We start from the raw sequence: 22,411 nt of genomic DNA on the forward strand, positions 1-22,411 counted from the left end.
GTAAAACTGTGTAGGCTACCAAATCTAATTTCATGGTTGGTTTATCAGCTTTTTTATTCATTTGAATTTTTGGGTAGTCAAGGTTGTTTTTCCATTTACTGACAACTGGTCAATACTGTCAATCTTTGATAAGCACTTTACTTTTCCACCAAGTTTCATTTGGCACGAAGTTTTCACCCAACACTTCTAAACGCTGTTGTTCCAACGAAGGCCACTTCTTATTAACTGTGTTTAAATAGCGCTGTTGGGCTTTGACTGGATTAAACTCTGAATCCTTAATAGGGTATTTGGCCCCTACACTCTGCAGCCATTCCATAAGCTGTTTACTGAGAATTTTGGCTTTGTCGGGGTACACGTTAACCAAATTTAAGCTATCATGCTCTGCTGAAGGCAATTGATATAGTTCTTGATGCCCATCCTCCCAGTAGTGTATAAGTTTCCAACCGTCTTTTTGTATTATTGAAGCAGGCTCTCCTCCTTGATTGCCATAATGTGGATAGTGCCAATATAATGGTCTATCCATATCCATACTTTTTCCTTCAAGCAACGGTTTTAAACTTACCCCATCTAAATGCTGCTCTTTTCTTAAAGGCAAATTAGCCAAATCTAACAGTGTAGGATATAAATCGGTACTTACCACAGGCTCTTCTGTTGTTTTTATACTATTCTTTAATCCCGGTGCTTTTATAAAAAACGGCTCTTTAATGCCTCCTTCCCATTGGTAACCTTTTCCGCCTCTTAAGGGCAGGTTACTTGTTGCGTAATTATCACCAGAAGCCACCCCCCCATTGTCGGAAGTAAAAACGACAATAGTGTTATCATCTATACCGTTGTCTTTTAAAGCCTTTAAAACCACCCCAACTGCGTCGTCCATAGTTTCAACCAAACCACCATAAACAGGGTTATCCTGAACTGTTCTTATTGGCAATACACGCTCCATGTCGTAACCCTTTTTGGCTATTCCTAAACTATCGGCCTTATCACGGTATTTTCGCCATTTATCCTCAGTAGTTTGTATGGGCGCATGTACGGCATAAAACGAAAGAAAAGCGAAAAATGCAGAATCTTTATGTTTGGAAATAAAATGGGCTGTTTCCTCTGCCAATCGCATTGTTAAGTTTTCTCCCTTATGCTTATTTTTTAGCCTAGGATTGTTCCATGGTGAAAAAAAACCACCTCTTGGACTTCCTGCATCAATCCCTGCTATATTGATATCGAACCCATGGTCTTCAGGTAAAGAACCTTGGCCGCCCAAATGCCATTTTCCTGCAAAAAACGTTTTGTAGCCGTTCGACCTGAACGCTTCGGCTATGGTTATGTCTTTGTGAGGTAGCTCATGTACATAATCAGCTGGCAATAACTTATCGTGCCTTTGTCGGCTGTGCCAGTCTTCTCCTGTTTTGGCTCCTATCCAATCTGTTATGCCATGCCGTGCTGTGAATTTACCGGTCATGATACTTGCTCTTGAAGGACTGCAAACCCTGCTTGCTGCATAGCCATTGGTAAATATGACACCCTCGTTGGCCAACTTATCTACATTGGGGGTTTCGTAAAATTCACTTCCCGTTACTCCCAAATCATGGTAGCCTAAATCATCTACCAAAATGAATAATATATTAGGTTTTTTTTGAGAGGAAGTTGCATCCGAGGGTTTGTTTTTACAAGCCAAGAAAGCCAAGGCTATAAAACCATATAATGATTTCTTTAAGCTTTTCATCCGTTTTTTTTATCGTTCAGAAATAATTTTAATGTTGTTTATCTCTAAATTAGTTGGTTACTCTTGTTTCAGGTTAAAAGGTATAAATCGTTCACTTTATAACTTTTTATATTCAATATTATAATCTCCTGAGCCCAAAAGTACATTTGTAGTCCCTACAATTTCAGAACGACCTTCTTTTTGAAAATCGTCAAAAGATTTTCCATTGACTTTAAGGGTTTCCAATTCATTCTGACTTAAAACGAGTTTAGCTTTAGTATTAAAGGGCACTTCAAGGTTCATGGTTAATATACCTTCATTTATTGACCAGTCGTTTTTAATAGCTCCATAAGGCGAAGGCACACTCACTTTTGTGTGGGTAATTGCAGAAGGAAACTCAGGGTCAACAATAATCTGCTTATAGCCCACCTCATTTTCAGCAGATTTTATTCCGCCTAAAGACTCAAAAAAGTAAGCAGCAAAACCACTGTGCATCGGGTGGTTCAATGAATTGCTAGGGCCTTCCATCTTTTCCCATTCAAACTGACGTTCTGGCCATGTAGTGAAGCCAGAATTCATCACATACGTTTGGCTAGGAAAATCTGGAGTGGTTAAAATATTGTATGCTAAATCTGCCTTTCCGTATTTAGACAATACCGTGTAAATGTATCGGTTACCATGAATACCCGTTGAATGATGACCTCCCTTAACCTCAACAATATCGTAAGCCAAGCCATTAACCACAGCTTCAATTTCATCATCTGGAACCATACCGAATTGCAAGGCTTGTACCATAGCGGTTTGGCTTTGATACCATTTGTGTTTTGTACCTGAAACTTCAACCAAAAATTCTCTGTTAAACGCTTCTTTTAAAGCCTCTTTTTCTTGTTTCATTTTTGCTTCAAAATCAGCATCTTCGTTCATTTTTGCAAAGCGCTCCATAATACCCAACACATCGTAAAAATAAGCATTGGCAGAAATAATAGGGTCGCATTCCATCGCACTTGGATTTTTTCTTCGATCCCAGCGTGGCGGACACCAATCGCCCATACCATCTTGCATAATGCCATTTTCGCCTTTAAAATCGAGGTAAAAATTGGTCAATTCTTTCATTTCTGGGTAATACTCTTTTACAATGGCATCATCGCCATAAAACTTGTAATTGTACCATGGTAAATACATGGTGGCCACTCCCCAGTCAATTTTCGCATAGGTAGACGTGCGTTTTCCAGGCGCAATCATAGTAGGCACCTGATATTTTATTTCTGGATTATTGTAGCCTTTTGTAGGTCGCATTTGGGTGCGGATATCTTCCATATATTTCTTATAGAAATCGTACATATCGTAATTGTACAAGGCGTATTCGCAAAACGCATGAGCATCGCCCAACCAACCGCATTTTTCGCGATGCGGACAATCTTCTGGAATACCGTGAATATTATCAACAATTGTCCATTTGCTAATGCTATGCATGTTATTGAACAATTCATCAGAACATTCAAAACTACCTGTTTCCTGAATATCGGTAGCCACCAAAACAGCTTTAATCATGTCGGCATCAGGTTTTCTAGACACCCCTTTTATTTTGGCATAACGAAACCCGTGGTAACTAAACTTGGGTTCCCAAGATTCCAAACCATCTCCTTTACAGATGTACTCATAAATTTGTGGCATACCGTTGGCACCGCCTCCAGTAGAACCTTGATAAATATCATTTCCGTTGGTAAGCAAGGCCTCGGTAGTTATAATTTCAATAAACTGACCTTCTTTTTCTTTTACATTTAACTTAACCCAACCCGCTATATTTTGACCAAAATCTACAATCCATTCGCCATCAGTACCTTTAAAAACTCTTTGAGGATGAAATTCTTTCAGTTTTTTAATTGGCGGAATTTGCTGTGCGCTAATGTTCGTAATTTTTGGAGAAGCTTCTTTCGCATTGCCCCATTCGCTATCGTTATAGCCTAAAGTATTCCAACCATTAATTTCGTATCGGGCATCGTAAGTATCGCCTCCGTATATATTGTTAAACACAATGGGACCAGTGGATTCTTTCCAAGAACCATCGGTATAAAAATCGGTTTCAGTGCCATCTTCATATGCTACCTTAACCAGCAATTTCACCGTAGGCGGTCCATAGGCCAAATCCCTTTCAGACTCTGGGTCGCGTTTCCATGAAATATTTTGTCCGTAAAAGCCATTGCCCAAAATTATTCCGAAGGCATTTTTTCCAGATTGAAGGGTTTCTGTGATATCGTAATGCACATAATAAGCCTGCTTATCGTAATTTGATGGCGCGGGATCCAACACGTGGTCGCCCACTTTTTTTCCGTTTAAGTACAGTTCATAATAGCCTAATCCGCAAATGTAAGCTTGTGCATTTTTTATGGTTTTATCGAATTCTAATTCCTTTCTAAAATAACTTGCCGCAAAGCCTTCTACCGCTTGGGCTTCTTCCATACTTCCGGTTTTGTAATCCCTAAAGCGATAAGGTGAGGTTCGGGTATCTTTGTTTAGGGTTATCCATTTGGCCTCGCCCCAATTGGCTTTGCTCTTTAATCCCATTTGAAAAGTTTGGACATCGGACCATTTGGAAGCGTTTCCATTTTCGTCCCAAATCTTAACCTGCCAATAATAGGTTTTTAATGGCTCTAAGGAATTTCCTTGAAATTTAACAAAGGAGGATTTATCACTTTCAATCTTTGAGGAGTCCCAAATATCAGCCTCATTTTCGTTTAGCTTATCTTCAGAAGATGCTACCAAAATATGATAAGCCGTCTGCGATTTGTTATACCCTTCGGCATTAACCACCCATGAAAACAACGGCTGCTCACTTTCAATGGTTGAAGGGTTTGTTTTTGAATTACATGTTAGCGATTCAAATTTTAAAATCGATTCTACCAATTGTGGTTCTTGCTTACATGCTACAAACAAAAGGCATACAAAAAGTTTAAACGAAAATTTAATTAATCTCATTTAGGATAAATTTAGTGTTAAGGGTAAAATAATACTTGAAAGTTACAGCTATGTTTTTAAACACTTGTCCTGTTTTATCGGCTACGTAAATTACAAGGAATTACCAATTCCCACTAAAACCACAGACAATGAGACAACTGCAATGCCGGATGTAAATGGTCAATTCAGACTCATCTCTGACTTTCTTTTCTGTAAATAGGCTAAACATTGGAAGTTCCTATAAAAGCAAATGAGTTTTGGGAATCGACACTCACCAAATATTGATATATATAATTCCCAATACCATTCAAATACCAGCGTTGTAGAATACATTACAACATTTTGGGCCTAAACCCTAATTTCTCAAAAGCAAAAGACCTTATTTCTGTTTTCACGCTAACTTCAGATCCAGCTTTACCATCTTTTCTTGCCGTAGTAATTACACTTCTCCATTCTGTAAACACACTAGGATTTGGATTTTTATATTTTTTGTAGGCTCTATAGCCTTCACGCGTTAAAGTACGATGCGGAGCTCCTTTATTGTCAAAATCACTTTTCACAAAATTTGAGTTACTAACTAAAAAATTTTGAAGCTTGTTGTTCGCTTCGCCGTAGATTTTACTTCTGTAATACAGCTTCGTTCCTACTGGTAAATCTGTAATAAAGGAAACAACTATTGGTTCGCTTTTTCTATAGTCAAGTGAATTACTATTATAATTGTAAACTAAAACATCATACTCATTTTTCGTGGCATTTCTTGCAAAAATAGCATCCAATTCGTTGGTAGAAGTATTTGGGTTTCCAATTACACTAGTTTCATAACGAATCAAACCCAACATATTTTTCAACTCTTTAATGCCCGCAGGATCTTCACTTCCAATTCCGTTGGACCACCTGTAAATAAACCTTAAACCTTTGTCTCTATTCTTGTAAAACATATTGGAGTAAGCCAACTCTAAAATGTCTCTATGTGAGGTTTCACAGGTAACCAGAACACCCCTATCATCAGCTCCATTCATTGTTGTTACCGTACTATATTCCATGAGGTCTATTGTAGTCTCTGGGTTCCATTTCGGATTATTAATAAGAGGTGCGAAAATCTCGGAGTACTTACTTCGCATATCTCTATCTTCAGTGTCATCAATTGTTATATAGTTTGAAAGCCCCCAAAAGTCACACTTAATGTTATTAGCGTAATTATAATCTATTAAATCTTCTATAAAAGAAGCAAAAGGTTCTCCCTTATAATTTAACTTTTTCCCTTTTTTTAAAAACCCAGGCTCTCTGGTATGCAAACCTATTACTGCCTCTGGCAAAACAGATCTTACGGCACTTTCAGTATTTGCAAAATGCTCAATAAAATCCTGTTTGGTACCGTACCAATGTTCTGGAGTTTCTATTTCTGAGCCTACTCTAAAACGCCATGACAGAACCTTCTCTTTTCCATAGGTTTCAACCAATTTAATCATTAATGCCTTTATAAAATCATGGTAGGCCTGTTTATTAGCTGGAGGAAGCGAGTTACCATATTTTGACATTTTTTCATGTTCGCGAAAGTTAATACTATCTCTTTCTTCATTTGGAATAAATGTATAACCATGCTGAAAAGCCCATGGTGGTTGGTCTAAAGCAATTTGAAAAATTTCTGTATGCGAATTTATGAGCTTATCTAATCTTTCAATAAGAGGCTCCCACCTGTAAACATAAACGTTATTGATTGAATCATATAAACATGGGTCGAAATCCAAATCTTTTTGAGGAACTCCGTTAACGTCTTTTTTAATACCACCAATCATCCTTACGATGTTCATTTTTAATCCTTCACGAACATTTGAACCCGCTGTTGGACTAATTCTATTGGCAACACTCCATATATCATGAACAGGCAATTTCCTTGATTTTTCATTTGTAAAATCAGTAAACAACTTCACCTGAGCTCCACATATGTTAAGGTTTATAAAGACTAATAAAGTACATTTTAGTAGGATAGGTATTTTCATTTCAATAAATATCATTTACTGTGAATCCATTTCAGTTAATTTCTAACAAAAAAACCAAGTACTTAAAAAAGGTTATCTAAATTGATAAAGTTTCAGCATTGTTTAAGGAAGAACATATTTTCCTTTTATACCACTATATAAGAACTACAAACTGTTTTTAGTCTTTTTTCGTCCAATTCCAATCCAAAACCTGGTTTTGGGTTAAGCTCATAATAGCCATTATTACGCTTTTTTGTGGCCGAAGATTGAACGCATTCTAAGTAAAGTTTGGAGTCTTCTTCCTTTTCTATCGCCTCAACCCAATTGGCTCCAGCTCCAATGGCTATTTGTTGCCACGCGGTACATGCAGGCCCCACCAAACTATCATCTCCAATCATCACTTTTGCGCCAATAGCTTGCACCTCTTTTACCAACAAGGCTGTATGGTAAAAACTTCCCATGGTTGATGGATGCAAGTTTATAATGCGCCCCATGCCTTTTTGTAATTTATCTGCTCCAACCCAAGCAGGTCGCATGGGTGCATCTGGAATTAAATCTAAATTTCCAGTCATGTTTTGAAGCGCAATCCATTGATCTGTGGTTAATGGTGCTGGGTCTTCAATGGCATTAAGTCCATTCTCTTTAAAAGTATTCATAATCTCAGCCAATTCTTCTAGCGATTTCCATTTTTTATACCCTTTATTGACATCTGAAATCACAACAGCATCTTTTCCTAGAACCTCGCGAATAATTCGAAGTAATTTTAAATCAACCTCAACATCTCCATACATTTTGAATTTCATATGATGTCCAAGGTTTTGTTTTAGACTTTTTTGGGCTTCTTCACGTACTTTATCTTCATCCTTATGGAGAATGCAATACAAGCCAGGAACTGCTTCTTTTTGATGCAAACCTAACAATTCAATTGAAGGCTTATTTTGCAAACGACCCGCCAAATCAAGCAAGCCCATATCCATCAACTCTAAATATTTAAAAGATATTTTAGAACCCTTTACTTGTTGCGATTGCAACAACTTTTGTGCTTCTAAAACACTTAATCCTTTAAATTGTTTTACATATTGTACCCATGGACTTAAATCTACATCTGGATTATTTCTTGAAGCAGGAATTTCGGACCAACCATAATAATCGCCTGCATTAATTTTCATAAATATATGCTGACGATTCAGCCACGTACCAAAAGAAAAATAACGTGGAATATTGATGTTGTATTGGTAAAATTCAATTTTTGTGATTTTCTCAGTCAATACGTTTTTATCACTGATACAAGATGATAATAAAGGATAGGACAAACTGAATAATCCAACACTAGAGATACCTTTTATAAAATTTCGACGGTTTGTTTTCATTTGTGCTAATTTAGTTTACCAAGGGTCATTCATCGAGGTTAGCAATTCAGCTAATTCTGTTTCCATTTTTTGGTCTAGCTCAGGATTTTTACCCCAAATATTGGTCATTTGATATGGGTCTTCAGCATCATGATAGAGATAATGAAACTTATCGCCATTTTCATGTTTTACCACAGCAAAGGTATAGTCTTTAGTCCTGAAGCCTCTGGCATCACCTTTAGACGCAAAACTTTTACCAGCAAAATACAACTGTTTTTCTGGGCGTATCACTTCTTTATCGAAAAACAGATTAGAATAATCAATACCTTCAACCGCTTTAGGGATTTCAGTCTTTAAATCCATTAACCCCAAAAGTGTTGGCATATAATCTGGAACAGAAATCAACAAATCTTCAGTTTTTGGTTTTATTTTTTTCGGATAATGAACAATTAAAGGAATCCTATAAGCCTCTTTAAACCATACATTTTTATGCATCAACCCTTGGCTTCCTAACATTTCTCCATGGTCTGAAGAAAACACAATAATAGTATTGTCATATAAACCTTTCTCCTTTAATTTTTTGATAACACGACCTATTTGGTCATCAACCCCATTTACAGATGCAAAATAATCTGTAGCTTCATTTAATCGTTTTTCTACACCATGGTCTCCTCGTTTTAATTCATAATTATCAGTAAATTGAACATTTGGGCGATTTAAAACCTCCTTATAATCTAGCCCTTCATAACGTTTTTGGTACCGTTCTGGCACTTGCTTGAACGGTGTATGTGGTGGATTAATAGACCAAAACAAGGCAAATGGCTCTTTACTTTTTCGCTGATTCTCAGTGTTATCTAAATAATCCATAATAACATCAGCCTCGTGTTCTGCAGACCATTTTTTGATGTATGTTTTTTCATCTTCTTTAGCATTTGTAGTCCAATAATAAGGTGCATTATGCCTATTGTGAGTGCCATACGCATACCAAAAAGAGAAGCCATGCCTTCTATCTGGAGGACACCAAGCATCCCAAACGCGTTTTACATCTGGTGGTGTAGGTTCTGGACCATCTAAATGCCATTTCCCTACATAACCAGCACTATAACCATTGGTTGCCAAAACATCTGAAATACAAACTTCACTCTTCTTTAAATAGTTACCCAAGGCCGTTCTTTGGGAATTACAATTTTCTACGACACCATTTGAGAGTGAATAACGTCCTGTCATTAACATAGCTCTATACGGACTACATAAAGGGTTGTTTGCTACTGCTTCACTAAAAAACACACCTTCTTTTGCTAATTGGTCTATGTTGGGTGTGTACACAGGGTCTTCGTTTAAAAATCCTAGTGATGCTTGCCTGTATTGGTCTGCAAAAATGAAGAGCAGGTTGGGTTTTTGAGTTACACTCTTTTCTTCGAGTGATTTATTTTTACATGAGCACATGATTATAGTTACTAAAACTAATAAGTAATATTTTAATCTTTGATTTTTCATTATTCTACATTTAATTTATTCAAAAAAATCTCTTCAATAAGGAGAGTAATATCCATTTGGTAAAATTATATAGAGTTACCAATTCCTACTAAAACAACTGAAAGTAAAATTACAACAATACCTGCTGTTATTGTTAGTTTAGTCTTTTTAGCAACACCTTTCCATTCCTTTCTATAGATACCCCAAAGGTTCGCTGTTAAAATAATGGTGGACATATGTAAAATCCAAGAACTAGCACCACTACCCAATTTGCTCTCTCCCATACCATAAAAGAAGAATTGCAAAAACCATATAGTTCCTGCTAAAGCAGAAAATAGTAAATTTTTAGAAATTGGTGTTTGCTTGTTTGTAAAGTCTTTATAGGCCTTATTTTTAATACTTAAATAAGTTGTCCAGATGAAATTTGTTACCAAACCGCCCCAAAGAATTACAACAAAAGTAACGTTGTTTGCATACAAATGGTCATAACCTGCGGCAACTGCTGCATCTGCTAGTGGTTTTCCTGCCTCAATCCCAAAGCTAAAAAATGCACTTAGTATTCCAGAAAGTGTAGCCACAATCAGCCCTTTTACTAAATTAAATTCTAGAACACTTTTCTTTTTTTCCTCCTCAGAAAGTTCTCCTTCTTTCATCATGCCTGCTTTACCAGAAAGAATAATACCTAGTAAACAAACCAAAACCCCCAATAAAACTACTCTTCCACCTGATGAAGCTAACATCTCTGTAAACGTAGTTTTACCTGCTTCAGGATTAAAATTATAATATATTGAAGGCACTAATGCTCCAAAAACTGAGCAAAAACCAAGTACAACAGAGTTCCCTAAAGACATGCCCAAATAACGCACCCCCAAACCATAAGACAATCCTCCTACACCCCATAGCAGTCCCATTAAAAAAGTAAAACCAATAATTGTACTAGGGCTAGCAGTAATAATTTCTAAAAAACCCGGAACTGTTAAATAAGCAGCTATTGGCGGCACAATGAGCCAAGACATTACGCCTCCTACCATCCAATAGGTTTCCCAAGACCAACCTTTTACTTTGTTGTAAGGCATGTAAAAGCTACCTGCTGCTATACCTCCTAACGAATGAAATAATACTCCTAATATTGCTTGCATCTTTTTTTAATTTAAATCCTAATTCTATTTTGAATGCTGTTATTTTAATCGAAATGATGTTTTCTTATATTCTTGAGAAGACGTACCAATCATAACTTCATAATCTCCAGCCTCTAAAACAGGCTTCATTTCTATTCCTGTAAAAACTAACATTTCTGGTCTAATTGTAAACTCAACCGTTTTTGTTTCATTTGGTTTTAATTCAATTTTTTCAAAACCTTTTAGCTCTTTATCAGGTCGCAATACCGAACCAAACATATCTTTAACATACATTTGCACCACTTCTTTAGCCGTAACTTTTCCTGTATTGGTAACATTTACACTTACTTTTATGATTCCATCTCTTTCTAAAACATCACTTGATAATTTAGGTTCCGAATATGCGAACTTGGTATAACTCAATCCAAAACCAAAAGGATATAATGGTCCAGATTCTAAAAATAAATAATCTTTAAAGAAACTAATTTCTTTCATACTATAATGGTAAGGAATTTGACCAATTGTACGTGGCACCGTTACAGGTAACTTCCCTGAAGGAGAAAACTCTCCAAACAATGCTTTTGCGATTAACTCATCGCCAAATTCTGTCATTTCCCAACAATCTAAAACAGCATCAGCATTTTCATTTATAACGTTAAATGCCAACGTTCTTCGGTGTTTTAACACCACAATAACAGGTTTGCCTAAAGCTTTTACTCTTTGAATTAACTCATTTTGTTCCCCAACAGGTTCAATTGTGGCACGATCTCCAATAACCCATTTAAAAAAGGTTGCTTCTTGGGCTGTAAAACGATCTCCTCCAACAAAAAGTATGGAAATATCGGCATCTTTAGCAAGATTTACCATTTTATCAAGAGCTTTGTCATTTCTTGGTGTTAACTCAGGATGTTTCGTATTTCTGTTTGTTAATTCATATCCTTTTTCTGCAACAAAAGAAACTTTTTTACCAGCTATTTTATTAAAAGCACTTACTGTTTCTTCACCTAAAAGAGGACCAATTAAAGCTATTTTACGAGGTGTTTTTTTACTTAGAGGTAATATATCATTCTCGTTTTTTAATAAAACCAAAGACTCTTGATCCATCTTTTTAGCTAACAACAGGTTAGTTTTAGAACGCACTTCTTTCTTTGTTTCATTAGCATCTATATATGGATTGTCAAAAAGTCCTAAAATAAATTTTGTGCGTAACATATTTGCTGCTGCCCTATCAATATAAGGCAGTAAACTTGGATCCTTTTTCACCATTTCTGGAAGGAGTACATATACGTCTTCACTATATAAATCTAAATCCACTCCTGCTTTTAAACCAAGTTTTACAGCTTCTTCCTTATTTTCTGCTACCTTCATTAGAAAGTTTAAACGCCCAACATCATAAGCATCGGAAACCACATAACCATTAAACCCCCACTGATTACGTAACAATTCTGTTAACAGCCATGGGTTTCCATGACTCGCTACTCCATTAATATCTCCATGAGATGGCATTATGGCTAAAGCATGCCCTCTTTGAACTGCCGCTTTAAAAGGAGGTAATAATTCATCTCGTAAAACACGAGGAGAAACCTCTACAGCAGCAAAATTACGACCACCAACCACTTGGCTATACCCAGCAAAATGCTTCACAACGGCGCCAATATGTGTCGTATTAGGAGCGCTTTTATCATAACTACCCTGCACACCCTTTACTGCTGCGACTAACATTTCTGTAGTTAAATAAGTATCTTCTCCATAACCTTCACTCATTCTTCCAAAACGAGGGTCTCTGGCAATATCTCCAACTGGTGAATGTACCATATGCCATCCTCTTAAACGAGATTCGCGCCCAATAACACTCCAAACATCATTGGTAAGTTCTAAATTCCAAGAAGTTGCTAAATTAAGTGGGCGACCAAAAACAGTACATCCTTTAGCATCTACACCATTGTAGGCTTCTCCAACAAATAACGTAGGAATTCCAAATCGATTTGATTCTATAATCTTTTTTTGAAGTTTATTATTTAGTCTTGCAGATTCTTCAGGAGATTCTTCTTGAAAAGGAAATTTTATACCACCTAAACTGTTTGATAAATGTGGTTTACCCCATTGGGTTATAACCAAGGCTCCATCTGTACCTTTTTTTGTAATCCTATGAGCTCCAAACATTAACATTTGACCAACTTTTTCTTCAACGGTCATTCTACTCAATAAATCACTTACTCTTTCTTCAATTGGTAGAGAAGCGTCTTTATAGATTAATTTTTGTGCGGTAATTATTGATGGTAATATCATCAAAATAATTGATAAAATACGTGTGTTATAGTTTGATAAAAACTTCATTTTTCAGTTAAATTTTAAATAGGGTTATTTTTCGTTGATATACTCTGGATTTAATTCAATAGGTATTGGAGCATTGGTTGTTTTCCACCAGCTTTTTAAATCGCCTAATAATTCTTCTTTTTTACTTGATTTTGCAGATGCCAGATTATTTAATTCTCCAATATCTTCAGCTAAATTGTACAATTCTATACCATCGTCTTCAAAATAATAATGCAATTTCCAATCGCCTTTTCGTATTACAGAACCTGGGCGTGTTCTAAATAAAGGGTCTCTATTTTCATTATCGTTTTTATAATAAGCCTGAAGATAGATAGGAAAATGCCAAAATAAGGAACGCTCTAACTTGTCTTCATTTCCTTCTAAAATTGAAGATAGATTATTACCATCTAAAGCTAAACTAGAATTTTTCACTCCAGCATATTTCAAAATTGTTGGAAATACATCTAAGTTAGATATGGGTACTTCACTCTTAACATTTGGTTTAATTCTATCGTTTAAGACAAAGAAAAACGGCTCTCTAATACCACCCTCATAATAACTGCCCTTTCCTGCTCGCAAGGGTTTTTGTTTAGTAATACCATACAAACCACCATTATCTGAGGTAAATACAATCAAAGTATTATCAAAAAGATTTTTGTCTTTTAGTACTTTGATGAGCAACCCAATATTTCTATCTAAATTATCCACCATAGTTGCGTAATTTGAATTTCCTTGACCATTCCAAGACGCTTTATTTTTGTATTTAGGTAACAAACTATCTACTGGCATTATGGGCGTGTGTACTGCATAAGGCGAATAATAGAGAAAAAAGGGAGATGAAATTGTATCTACAAATTTCAATGTGTTTTCCATTATCAAATCGGTTAAATATTCGCTTTTTCCTTTCTCCAGTTTTACATTTTTGTAGGGAGGATTATAGCTTCTTGGAGCTCCTGCATGACTTCCTCCAATATTCACATCAAACCCATATTCTAAGGGGTTGTGACTCAAGTGCCATTTCCCTGCATGACAGGTTTTATAACCATTCTTTTTTAAAACCTTAGGAATGATTGCATGAGTTGGTGCTAATATGGTTGTATTTGGTGTTGGAATAAGTTTTCGGTCTCTCGATTGTCCTCTTTCAGAAGAATTAACCGTGTAAATACCATGACGTGGTGTCCATAACCCTGTCATTAAACAGGCTCTACTCGGCGCACAATTCGCTGATGCGGCATAGCCATTTGTAAATACCATACCTTGAGCAGAAAGCGCATCAATATTTGGTGTTTCGTAATACTCACTTCCCATAAAACCTACATCTCGCCAACCCATATCATCTACATTAATGATAACGATATTGGGTTTGGTATTTTGCTTTCGATTTGATTTGCTATTACAAGAGCTAATCAAGGTACTCAAAAGAGTGAATAGTATTAGATGTATTCTCATATTTAGGTGATGCAAATGATTATTTTTTAAGCGTCTTTTTTATCAAAGGAAACTCTAGATGTTCTGTTCTAGAATTATTGATTAAATATAATAGTTCTTTGGTTTTTTCAGGATGCTGTTCTTACAATATTATTTTGCTCGCTTATATCCTGATTTAGGTTGTAAAGGTCCACAGGTTTCTGGTCAAACTTTACAACTTTCCAATTTTTTTTTCTTACTGCTTGTATAGAGCCTTGTCTTTCGTTCCCCCCCCTAATATAAATAGCTGTGGTTTTGTTGCTGATTTTTATTTCTCAGATTGATAGTTTTCATTTTTAAGCATAAAAAACTATTTCAACCTATTTTGTAACCACATCCCAAACTTTAGAGCGTATGGATTTGCCATCTTTATTTTCAACAGTAAGCACCACCGTCCAATGGTCTCCTATATTGTATTGATGCACCGGATTTTGTTCACTAGATGTAGTTCCATCTCCAAAATCCCAAGTCCACTTTTCAACGTCACCAACAGACTCATCTTTAAAAGCGAAAACACGCCTGTCTCTATCTACCTCAACAAAAGACCAATTGGCCTGCAATTCTGGCTTCAATTCGCTTATTAAAGGCATCAACCTAAAATGATTCATAAAATCGCCATCATGAATCATTTTAATATTATGTGCTAGGTTTATAAAATCCTTTCTTTCCTTATTTTCGTCATCATAATCCAAAACACACCATGATAAAGCAATAATTTCATTTTCTTTTAGTTTTGAAACCGCAGAACGGTCGATACCTTCAATGGCGGCATAATCGAATGGCGTAATCCAAAATTCCATTTTAAGTGTTCCGGATTTTCCTTGTTCTAAATTATGTTGATAGGCAGCATTGGCATAAGGGAAGTCTTTAATCCAAGGCGTATTACCCCAAACCATGGCCCAGTCCTTATTTACGGCAGGCATAAAAACGTGGTAGTTCTGTGCATGCGCCCCATGACCTCTAAAATGTAATTCTTCAATAGGAATATGTTTTTTGTTTGCGTTCCATTTTTTTATGAAATTACCACCAGAAACATCGGCATCAACTACCAATTCAAAAATATCTTGTCTAATATCGAGTTGTTCAAATTCCCAGAAATCATCAAAAACCTCAACGTAAAAATATAATCGGTTCAGGTCTTTTACCCATCCCACTTTAACACTGATATCCAAATCGTTTGCATCAAGATTAAAGCCAATACCATTAATAGATTCTTTCATTTGGTCTAAACCTATGGCATACGTATCTGGAACCAGATTCCAATCGGAAAAGTCGCCATCTATTCGCGGCATTTTGTGTTTTGGAAATTGAAAAATCGGGTAAATGGTATCGCGATTGGATTGGGCATGCGACTGTGGCATACCTAAACCAAAAAACATAATTACCAGAAAATAAAATAGTGAACGCATTTTCTATTTTTTAGTCCTATCAATTCTTTTTGCCACACGCAAACCTCCTTTTTGAATTCCTATATCTTCTGGATGATATTTTTCTGGGTCGAATGTTGGATTTGGAATTGGCACCACTGTGTTGGCATCCTTTAAATGGGCTTCAATAATAGCATCTAATTGTTTTACTTTTTCGGGATACTTTGCGGCAAGATTATGTACCTCCCCAATATCTTGCTTTAAATTGTATAAGAAATATTGGTGTGCAAAATCCTGTCCGTTATGAAACACTCTTATGAGCTTCCATTCACCTTCATGAACTGAAACCGATGGCGGCAACCAATCTGGTATTTTAGGCTGATCAGGAAAGAACGTGATTATTGGTCCCCTATCCTGATCTTCTCCTTTTAAGGCGTTGGCAATATCAACACCATCAATGTTATGTTTTTTAGGTAATTTAATGCCTAACTGATTCAATATTGTTGGGTAAAAATCGGTTGATTGAATCATAACATCTGATCTAGATCCAGGTGCTGTTAATTTTGGCCAAGCCACGATGCAAGGCACTCTTGTTCCGCCTTCATAAATCGTAGCTTTACCACCTCTTAAAGGACGGTTACTGGTTGGTTCTGTAATAAATTCTTCTCCTGATTGCGTTGTTTCACGAATTCCATTATACATGTTTCCTCCATTATCACTAAAAAATACAATGGCGGTTCTATCACTAATGCCTAACCTATCAATTTCATCTAAAAGTCTCCCAACTGCTTGGTCTAAAGAATGTACCATAGCTGCGTAGGTTGGCGAATGTTGTAAGTCTGTAAAATCTATTTTAGACTGGTAATATTTTATTAAACTTTCTTTAGCATCAAAAGGGGCATGTACCGAAAATTGCCAGTAATTCATAAAAAATGGCTCATTTAAATCTATAGAACGTAACCAGTTAATGGCTTCATCTGCCATTCTATCTTCAATGTGCTCATTTTCATAATTCGCTTTAAAATTTGGGTATTTCCATGGTGCTACAAAACTACCTGCAGGGCCTGGTCCATGCCAATGCGGAATATCAACATCAAAACCATGCTGTATAGGCGTATATGGTTCTTTGCCCAAATGCCATTTCCCGAAATGAGCGGTGTTGTAACCATCTGCTTTTAATAGTTTACCGAGCGTTGGAATTATGGTATCTAATCTGGTTACCGGTGTACAGGCTATAGATTTAGAACCAGGGTCTGATTTTGGAGGTCTTGAGGCTTTTAACTGTATTTTAGGTAGATGTGCCGCAGGAGAAGTAATTCCTGTTCTTGCGGGTGTTTGTCCTGTTAAAATACTTGCTCTTGTAGGTGAGCATAATGGACTTGCAGCATAAGCACGATTAAAAGTGACACCACGTGCAGCTAAACGTTCTAAATTAGGTGTTTCATATAACTTTGTTTTGCCGTAAAGTGTTACATCTGCCCAACCCAAATCGTCGGCCAAAATAAATACGACATTCATTTTTTGGTTGTCCTTGCTTTGGGCTTGGGTAGTAACGAATACTAAACCAATCAATAAAATATTTACTATTTTTTTCATTATAAATTCTTATTACTATTCAAAATATTTTTTTAGTTTTTTATATCAAAAGTCACCTTATATTCTGGCTCAACAATTATTTCGCCAATACGTACTTTATTCTGTTTTGCAGTGGCTTTTTCATCAAGAAGCATACCGTCATCTGTTGTAACTTTCTTAGTTACGGCACCTGCAGTTGTTCGCAACATGAGCCCATCATTAGCCAACTGATCTTTAAAACGTTTTAAACCTATTTGCCAAAAACCACCAAATTCATCTCCAATCATAGTACCATCTTTCAAATCAAAAAGTCGGCAAATATCTCCACTAAAATTAAAACTTATATAAACATCATTTAATTCTTCAAACACTTCAGGCTTTAAGAAAAGGGAAGTTTTTACATCATTAATTTTAACAATATCTAGAGCCACATTTTTTTTTGGTAACGAAATATTATATTCCGTAAAAAGACCTTTCTTTTTAGGTTTAACCGATTTCCCTTTTATGGAAACACCTTTTATCTGTGGAAATGATAAAAAAGAAAAGTCATTTGTTTTACACTTTGATAGTGAAATAGAAGAATTTGTACTAATAATATCTTGATTGGAAATGAGCAAATACTTTTGCCCATTGAAATTTGTCTCTATAGAATGTTCTGCATCATCATTAGACAGCAAGACAAGATTGGTAATTTTGCCACTTTCCGAAACAATTTTTATTTTTTTATTCTTATCAGGACTTATTTTAATAGTTACCTTTGGTTTATTTACATTAAAATTTTGCCCATTATAAGAAATACTCTTAGCACCTTTTGTTGCAATAACAAACTCCGCTAGCTGATCGTAAGGAGAAATAAAAAACTGGTAATGTTCACCATTTGTATTTAGAATTGATGTTGGTTGTGCTGTTGCCGAAATAAGTTTGACACCATTTTTAAGATTTAAGTTAAAAGGAAAAATACAATTGAAACCATTTTTAACAGCTATTTTATCTGAACTTGGAAAATGAATAATACCATCATCTGTAGTTACTTCAATTTTAACTTCTGTATCGTTAAAGTGATTCACGTTTCCATAATAAGAGGTAATTAAAAAACCACTATTATTATTTGCGCGTGCCCTTAATCTCATCCATGCATGATCTAGGTTTTTCTCTTCTATATCTTGCTTTACTAATTGTGTATTCGCTAATTCTTCTGAATAATTTAGCAAAAACTGGTGAATTGGTCGAAGCATATAATATGCGGGACGAGGTTTTCCAAATTCACTCAATGGCGCTCTGAAATCATAAGAAATCATTGCCATGTTATTCGTTTTACCCATAAAGCCAAAACGCTCGCTTACAGGATTACTACCTCCGTGATACATATAATAACCAAGGGTTAGCGTTTCCATACTGCCCAATGCCGTGGTGGCAGTAGTAGTTGCACTTAGAGCTGGTGGATAAATAGAAAAGTTTAATCGAGCTGGAGTTCCTGCTGCACCCAACTCACAAAATCCTACAGGCACTTTTCCAACATGTTTAAAAGTTCGGAAGGATGTGATAGGACTATTATTTTTGCCTGGAGGAAATAAATACATATAACCACCAAAAAAAGGAAGAAATCCTTCAGGAAAACCTCCAGGATATTTACCCCATGCTGTAGCTGAAAAATACAACGGATTTATACCCACTTCTTGAGCAATGTCTCTCAAATTGTTGTAGTGTTTGGTCCACTCTTCTCCATCTTTAGGACCTCTATGTTCATCACTTGCAGCAGTTTTATAATATGTTTCCCAAGAAACAGGTGCATTCGATAATTCATTTTCAAGCTGAACATAGTAAATTGGGCCACCTTGTTGCCAGTATAAATCTTTCATTTGCTCAGATAGTGCTCCGTAATATTTCTTTACAGCTTCTAAGTAACCAGAGTCATTACTTCTTTCATTATATGGCATTCCATAAATCCAAGGAGGAAGTCCACCAGCCAGAAACTCGGAATTATTGAAAGGGCCAATACGAGGAATAGCCTTTAAGCCGTGCTTTTGACAAAGCTCAAGAAAATATCGAATATTGTTATTCCCAGAAAAATTAAATTGTCCTGGATAGGCTTCTATAAGTGACCAGAATACGTAAAAAGAAATCGTATTAATACCGCCAGCTTTTATTTCAAGCAGTGCGTTTTCCCATTCCTCTTGAGGGTAACGCTGTGGATGGAACTCACCCATGGTTATTGCCACAGGTTTACCTCCCTCCATAATGTGATAATTGTTGGCATAAACACGGGTGCCACCAGCTCTTTTTCCACCCCAATTATCTAATACAGGCATTGGATTCAAACCTCTTCCTTTTACGTTAACAGTGTGCTTTTGAGCATGAGTTGTAAAACATATCAATAAATTCACACTCAATAAAACGACTACACGCATTCTTTTTTTCATAATCAAGTTGTTCTTTTTTAGATTTTTAGTATTACAAATTCATACTTTCCAACCATATCCATAGATTTAGCTTTTAGCGTGAGCCTATAAATGGTATTTCCCCAGACTTTTGACAATTTCTTTTCTGTAAGCGCTATTGGTTCTATGGTAGCTTCAAACTGGTTTTCGTCGTAAAGGAGCTTAACAATTTCGTTCCTGGCAGTTACCAGAATTTCACCTGGTTTTTCCAAATTCACCTCTCCCCAGGCCATAAAATTAAGCTGATTGGGTTTGAATGTCTCTGACAATGCAAATTCATCTTTAATTATTAAACCATCTTTTTGTAATTGATAGGTACGTATCCACGACGTAATTCCTGCATTTTCTGGATATGCTTTAGAAATATCGGTAGTAAATGTTTTTTGGTTTTTATTAAAACGTGTATTGGTAGCTTTAAAAATTGCTCCTGGACTTTGTGCAACGCCATTAATAAGCGGCACATTGTGATAGTTGCTTTGCATGGTCCAAATACTGTAACGATCAGGGCCAAACGTTTTGGCCGTGTAAGCACCCACTCCTGTATCAATAAATAAGGGTATTGCATTTACATAAAACATAAACGACCCAACATCATTATGGTTATGGTTTTCTTGATTGCACCCTCCTTTAGCTGCTAAAAAAAGTCCTTCTTTATTACTCATAAAACAGTATTCTGTTTTAGGATACCACGAATACTCTGGGACTTTAAAAACTGGCGTCGTACTTTCTAATGCTTTGGAAATGGTTGCACTTCTCAAGGCTCTATCTATATCTCTTTTGTAAGCTATCGTGGTTTCTTGGTTTTGTTTCTTTAGATAGGCTGCAAAACTCATCATATCTCGACTTGCAACCGCTTTTCCAAAAGCATAAATAAAATAAGGATTTCCTTTTGCTTTTGCTGATGCATCCGAAAAATTAACTACCCAGCCTTTGCCAACATTAGCTCGATAAACATATTCTGCCATGGCTTTTATTTCGGGTTTGTCAAAAATGGAAACCTTTCCTGAGGTAAGTTTTTCTAGTAAGTCCAAATAATCAAACATTTTTCCTGCGGCAACACCCCAATAACCTGGACCTTCGTCGCAAGCACCATCTTTATCTTCATTGATAAACATGTCTACAGATTGCATGGAACGATACACAGCTTCAGCCAATTTATCCTTATCATTTTCCATCAACATAAAACATTGCAACACATTAGCATTACACCACGGATTCCAGTTGTTTACTTTTGGTTTGTTTTTGGCATAAGGCGGAAGTGCTGTCCACCAATAATTCATATTCATATAAGGTTCTAGAATACGCTTTTTCACCTCAAATTGAATACGTTCTGAAATAAGTGGATTGACTTTATCAAACTCCTTATTCAGGAAATAATATGCCCATGATAACATAGCCCCGGTTTGCGAAGAATACAAGCCAATCAAGTTTTCGTTTATATCGGGGAAATGGTTTTTAACTTCCTTGGCTGAAATTTTAAAATGTGCCGATAACACCCAACTAGTCATCTCGCAATTCACAAATACACCATCAATAATCTGATCTAAAAACCGTCCTTTTCCTTCGGCCAATTCCGCTAGAAGTAGTGCACTAAGCGCATCCTGATTATCAAAATATGGATCTTGCATGGTATCGCGATTACCCGTTCTGGAATAATCGAGATAATCGGTTGCCCTAACTACTTGCCACTCATAATTTAAATAGTCTTCACCATGACTAACTAAGGCTTCCTTATGATTACCAAGTAATTTATTCCACGCTTCCCGATTTGTATAAGCGGGATAATTGACCCATTGCTGATCCATCACCAGCATTTCTTTGAGCTCTTCGAGTGTACAAGATTTTGTTAAGAAATTACGTTGAGCAGAAGCAGAGAGCTGAATTAAGCAAACCAACCCAAGAAATAAAATCACTGATTTCTTCATAAACCTTGTTTTTATTTGAAATAAATTGACTCCAACTCAATTTTAAAGTTCTCTAATTTTTAAATTTCTCCAATGAATAATGCCTTGTTTTCCGCCGTGCACCTGAAGTCCGATAAACCCTTTAGGAAATTCATTCTTTTCATCAACCCAATATGCGGCCGGAATACCGTTTACCCAAGTTTTAAAAACATTCCCTACTACTTTAATAGTCAATCGATTCCAACCACTGCGATCAATAGCATTTTTTAAGGGTTCATGTTCAGGCGCTTTTAAAGGATAAAACCAACCTCCACAGTTTTGACCATAAATACCACCTGACCAACCACGGCCATTTTTAGCCAAATCTTCCATTTCGGCTTGTGGACCAATTACGGTGTTTCTATTGGGGTCTTTTCTAATTCTTGAACGAATTTGTACGCCTGAATTGCCGTCCACTTCCCATTTCATTTCACAAGTAAAAATAAAATCTTTATACTCTTTATCGGTACATAAAAAAGTACTTGGGCCTGCACTACAGACTCCTACAATTTCGCCGTTTACAACTTCAAATTTCATTGTTCCTTGCTTTGGTGACCATCCGTTTAAAGTTTCTCCATCAAACAACGATTTGAATTTTTTACTTTTTAGTTTTGGTTCTTTATCTGTGTTTAGTAGTTGTTCTTTATTTTTTTGATTGTTTTGTGCTATTGCTGTAATTGATAGTAGCACTGCACTAAATAAAAAGATAAGTTGTTTTTTTGTATTCATAAG

At 36.1% G+C, this 22,411-nt stretch carries 13 protein-coding genes; all 13 read right to left on the reverse strand.

Annotation, left to right across the window (positions count from 1 at the left end; translation table 11 throughout):
* Positions 1-118: 118 nt before the first annotated feature.
* Positions 119-1,717: a sulfatase gene (locus ABI125_12015; protein ID XCF05448.1), complete on the reverse strand. Its 1,599-nt coding sequence runs from the start codon at positions 1,715-1,717 to the stop codon at positions 119-121.
* Positions 1,718-1,813: 96 nt separating this feature from the next.
* A complete protein-coding gene (locus tag ABI125_12020; protein ID XCF05449.1) occupies positions 1,814-4,672 on the reverse strand; it encodes an alpha-L-rhamnosidase in 2,859 nt (952 codons plus the stop codon).
* Between the two features lie 311 nt (positions 4,673-4,983).
* The gene (locus ABI125_12025; protein ID XCF05450.1) at positions 4,984-6,666 is read right to left on the reverse strand and encodes a hypothetical protein; all 1,683 of its coding nucleotides are present in this window, start codon (positions 6,664-6,666) and stop codon (positions 4,984-4,986) included.
* 110 nt (positions 6,667-6,776) lie between these two features.
* Positions 6,777-8,000, reverse strand: a complete 1,224-nt coding sequence (locus ABI125_12030; GenBank protein XCF05451.1) for a mandelate racemase/muconate lactonizing enzyme family protein — start codon at positions 7,998-8,000, stop codon at positions 6,777-6,779.
* A 15-nt stretch (positions 8,001-8,015) separates the two neighbouring features.
* Positions 8,016-9,476 carry a sulfatase gene (locus ABI125_12035; GenBank protein XCF05452.1) on the reverse strand — a complete coding sequence of 487 codons (1,461 nt, stop codon included), beginning with the start codon at positions 9,474-9,476 and terminating at the stop codon, positions 8,016-8,018.
* A 65-nt stretch (positions 9,477-9,541) separates the two neighbouring features.
* A complete protein-coding gene (gene rhaT / locus ABI125_12040; protein ID XCF05453.1) occupies positions 9,542-10,594 on the reverse strand; it encodes an L-rhamnose/proton symporter RhaT in 1,053 nt (350 codons plus the stop codon).
* Between the two features lie 39 nt (positions 10,595-10,633).
* Positions 10,634-12,910, reverse strand: a complete 2,277-nt coding sequence (locus ABI125_12045) for a glycoside hydrolase family 3 N-terminal domain-containing protein (protein ID XCF05454.1) — start codon at positions 12,908-12,910, stop codon at positions 10,634-10,636.
* Positions 12,911-12,934: 24 nt separating this feature from the next.
* Positions 12,935-14,338 carry a sulfatase gene (locus ABI125_12050; protein ID XCF05455.1) on the reverse strand — a complete coding sequence of 468 codons (1,404 nt, stop codon included), beginning with the start codon at positions 14,336-14,338 and terminating at the stop codon, positions 12,935-12,937.
* 338 nt (positions 14,339-14,676) lie between these two features.
* A complete protein-coding gene (locus ABI125_12055) occupies positions 14,677-15,765 on the reverse strand; it encodes a PKD domain-containing protein (protein ID XCF05456.1) in 1,089 nt (362 codons plus the stop codon).
* 3 nt (positions 15,766-15,768) lie between these two features.
* The gene (locus tag ABI125_12060) at positions 15,769-17,319 is read right to left on the reverse strand and encodes a sulfatase (GenBank protein XCF05457.1); all 1,551 of its coding nucleotides are present in this window, start codon (positions 17,317-17,319) and stop codon (positions 15,769-15,771) included.
* Between the two features lie 32 nt (positions 17,320-17,351).
* Positions 17,352-19,718, reverse strand: a complete 2,367-nt coding sequence (locus ABI125_12065; GenBank protein ID XCF05458.1) for a beta-galactosidase — start codon at positions 19,716-19,718, stop codon at positions 17,352-17,354.
* Positions 19,719-19,735: 17 nt separating this feature from the next.
* Positions 19,736-21,661, reverse strand: coding sequence for a heparinase II/III family protein (locus ABI125_12070; GenBank protein XCF05459.1), 1,926 nt, complete (start codon positions 21,659-21,661; stop codon positions 19,736-19,738).
* 42 nt (positions 21,662-21,703) lie between these two features.
* Positions 21,704-22,408: a DUF1080 domain-containing protein gene (locus ABI125_12075; protein XCF05460.1), complete on the reverse strand. Its 705-nt coding sequence runs from the start codon at positions 22,406-22,408 to the stop codon at positions 21,704-21,706.
* Positions 22,409-22,411: the final 3 nt, after the last annotated feature.

The sequence above is a fragment of the Tamlana crocina genome (assembly GCA_040429635.1).
Taxonomy (GTDB): Bacteria; Bacteroidota; Bacteroidia; order Flavobacteriales; family Flavobacteriaceae; genus Flavisericum; species Flavisericum crocinum.